Source organism: Mycobacterium asiaticum (genome assembly GCF_001668675.1).
Taxonomy (GTDB): domain Bacteria; phylum Actinomycetota; class Actinomycetes; order Mycobacteriales; family Mycobacteriaceae; genus Mycobacterium; species Mycobacterium asiaticum_D.
This window is the reverse complement of record NZ_LZKQ01000255.1, coordinates 1-2,579: the sequence shown is the minus strand read 5'-3', so window position 1 is coordinate 2,579 and position 2,579 is coordinate 1. Positions and strand designations below refer to the sequence as shown.

3 protein-coding genes and 1 pseudogene are annotated in these 2,579 nt (G+C 65.4%); 1 reads left to right on the top strand and 3 read right to left on the bottom strand.

Annotated features, from left to right (window positions below):
- Positions 1-249: 249 nt before the first annotated feature.
- From A9X01_RS21965 to A9X01_RS21955, 3 genes are all read right to left on the bottom strand, one after another.
- Positions 250-630 carry a DUF4189 domain-containing protein gene (locus tag A9X01_RS21965; RefSeq protein ID WP_036366310.1) on the bottom strand — a complete coding sequence of 127 codons (381 nt, stop codon included), beginning with the start codon at positions 628-630 and terminating at the stop codon, positions 250-252.
- A gap of 61 nt (positions 631-691) precedes the next feature.
- Positions 692-1,426, bottom strand: a complete 735-nt coding sequence (locus tag A9X01_RS21960) for an LppX_LprAFG lipoprotein (protein ID WP_155772216.1) — start codon at positions 1,424-1,426, stop codon at positions 692-694.
- A gap of 184 nt (positions 1,427-1,610) precedes the next feature.
- Positions 1,611-2,417: an ABC transporter permease gene (locus A9X01_RS21955; RefSeq protein ID WP_253849288.1), complete on the bottom strand. Its 807-nt coding sequence runs from the start codon at positions 2,415-2,417 to the stop codon at positions 1,611-1,613.
- Here A9X01_RS21955 and A9X01_RS30915 point away from each other — a divergent pair.
- A pseudogene (locus A9X01_RS30915) lies at positions 2,400-2,579 on the top strand (GTP-binding protein); the annotation flags it as partial. The gene A9X01_RS21955 and the pseudogene A9X01_RS30915 sit on opposite strands and share 18 nt — an antisense overlap.

The window sequence follows — 2,579 nt, the reverse complement described above, 5'->3', positions numbered from 1 at the left end:
GATATCCACCTCACTGGAACGCCCCAACCGCCACACCCGATCCGGCGTCACCCGCCACGTCCGGCCACCCCCGCGCACCTCCAACCGCGGTACCTCGGTCGTTATCGTGTCGGTCCGGTCGTCCATCCATAGCCTCCGCTGCGTCAGCCTAGCTTTCTGAAGCCTTTGCCTCAGCGCAAACGATCGCTGATGATGTTCTGCTGCAGGGGTTTCAGGGCAGGAGCAGCAGACGGAAGCACCCCGCCGGGCCTAGCCGTTGCAGTACCAGGTTCCGATCCATCCAGGCGTACCGAGGGTTTTCAGGGCGTCGGCTTGCGCCGCGGCGAGCGTGGGCCCGTAACCACCCGCGTAGTCGGGGTTGTTGTTCTGGGCGATCGCGCCACACTCCTTGAACGTGACCAGCAATTTGCAGTCGGAGTAGCCGCACGCGCCCATCGCCGCGCTCTCGGCCGCAGCCTTGGACGGGGCGTTCTTGGTGCGTCCGTACACCTTGCCGTCTCTGGAGTGCGCGATCGCGCCCCAGTAGGTGTCGGCGTGTACCGCCGGGGCAAGTACGATGGTCGTCGAACCGACCAGGACAATGTTCGCCACGGCGACCGCGGCACGTCGTTGAAAAGCCGTCAATGCCATGAGGTTTCCTTTCCCAGGTCGGTCATCGGGCGAGCGCTTTGTCGGGGCCATCGGATGGTGGCTAGGCGGGCTTGGTGGCGGTGACCTGTTTGCCCCAGTCCGACATGGTCATCGTCACGGTGCCGTTCTCAACCGGCACGATCTCGATCTTGACCAGGTGGTTGGAGCCGTCCGACGCAATCCAGACGGTGGTCGGGGTGGGCGGTGCGTCCTTCGGGCTGAGGCGGGATCCGGCAAGTGTGGCGACATCGTCGGTGGACGACGTCCCCGTGATCTTGGTGGTCGCGATGCCGTTGACCTGTTCGTTGCCCGCCACCTTCGGGTTCTGCAGGTGGGCCAGCACATTGGCCAGGCCACGGTCCGGGTCGAGCAGCGTCGAGACGTCATAGATCGACGCGCCGTTGCCGTAGTCGGTGAACTTGCCGGACTCGGCAAGGTCGGAGTACAGATGGCCGTCGACGAAGACGAACTTGGAGTCGACGGGGTCCTTGCCGACAATCAGGGTGGCGGTCCCGGTGGCGGCTGTCTGCGGAGTGCTGGAGACGTCGCCATCGAGTTTGGTCACGGCAAGGTTGGGCACCGCGCCCTGCACGGTCAAGCTGACGTGCATCCCGGTGACTTTGCGCATGGCGTCGGCGGCCTGTTTGACCGTGCTGGCGGCATCCACATTCGCTCCGGAGCTCGATCCCCCGTTGGATGCGTTGGGCTTCGAGCCGCAACCGCTCACCAGGAAAGCCATCGACACAACCATCGCGGCGGTCACAACGCCGGCGCGGCGCCAGAGTTTCAGTTTCATCAACATCTCCTTCGTCGAGGCACGTTGCCGTAGGGCAAACTCATGACAAGCCAGCACCACAGGCTGGCGCTTAGCGTAGACCGACCGATATGGCCTTGACTAGGGTCTTGTCATCCGAGGCCGCGGGGGCCGCAGTCACTCTCGTCGGCAGCAGCAAAGCGGCCTCGGCACCATCTACCGCCGCTTACCGGCGCGCCCGACGTTGCGGGTCGAGCCGCTTGAGCCGGATCGCCAGCAGGATCACCATCACGACGCCGAGCGCCACGCACATGCCCAACGCGGTCAGATAACGGGCTGGATCGTGATCCCAGAGCGGGTCGGTGTCGGTGATGCGGATGTAGTTCACCCCGAGGGACGACCCGGCCATGGCGTAGGCCCAGCGGGACGGGGGCAGCCAGGCCAGTTGCTCGAGCGGAACCCGGTCTCGCACGGCAAACAGCCCGCCGCACAACACAAGTTGGGCCATCACCACCAGCACCAGCAGCGGCATGCCGCGGTCGGCGTTGCCGATCAACGCAGAGATCAGCAGGCCCAGGATCATCGAGACCACGGTGACGGCGATGATGGCCGCCGTCACCTCGGCCAGGCCCACCCAGCGCAGCAGCTGGGGGTTGCCGGAGTGCAGCAGCAACGAATCGTCGGGCAGCGGTAGGAATGCAACGCCGAGGAATCCGACGATCAGTCCCTGCAAGCCGGTGATGGCGCCCAGCACGGCGAGTTTGGAGGCGAGGTAGGCGCTGCCGGATAGGCCGATGCCGTGCTCGCGTCGGTAGATGGCCTGTTCCTTCACGATCTCGCGGATGGAGGTCGCACACCCCATCAGGGCTCCGCCGATGATGAGCAGCACCAGCAATTGGGTGGGTTGTTTGGATTGCTGGCTGATGGCGTTGGCCAGGGAGAGGCCGGCGTCGCCGGGGACGGCGTAGGTGAACAGGCTTAGGAGCAGGGGGAGGGCGAGCAGGAATAGGGCGTATTGGCGGTCGGCGGCGATGACGGCGAGGTAGCGGCGGCACAGGATGGTGAATTGGGCCAGGGGGCTTTGTTGGGCGGGGGTTTTCGCTTTGCCGCTGGTGGTTGTGGTGGTGGTGGTGCCGCCGGCAAGGCGCTAAACCTGAACGGCGGCAAGAACGGAACCCAAGGCGCCGGGGGGACT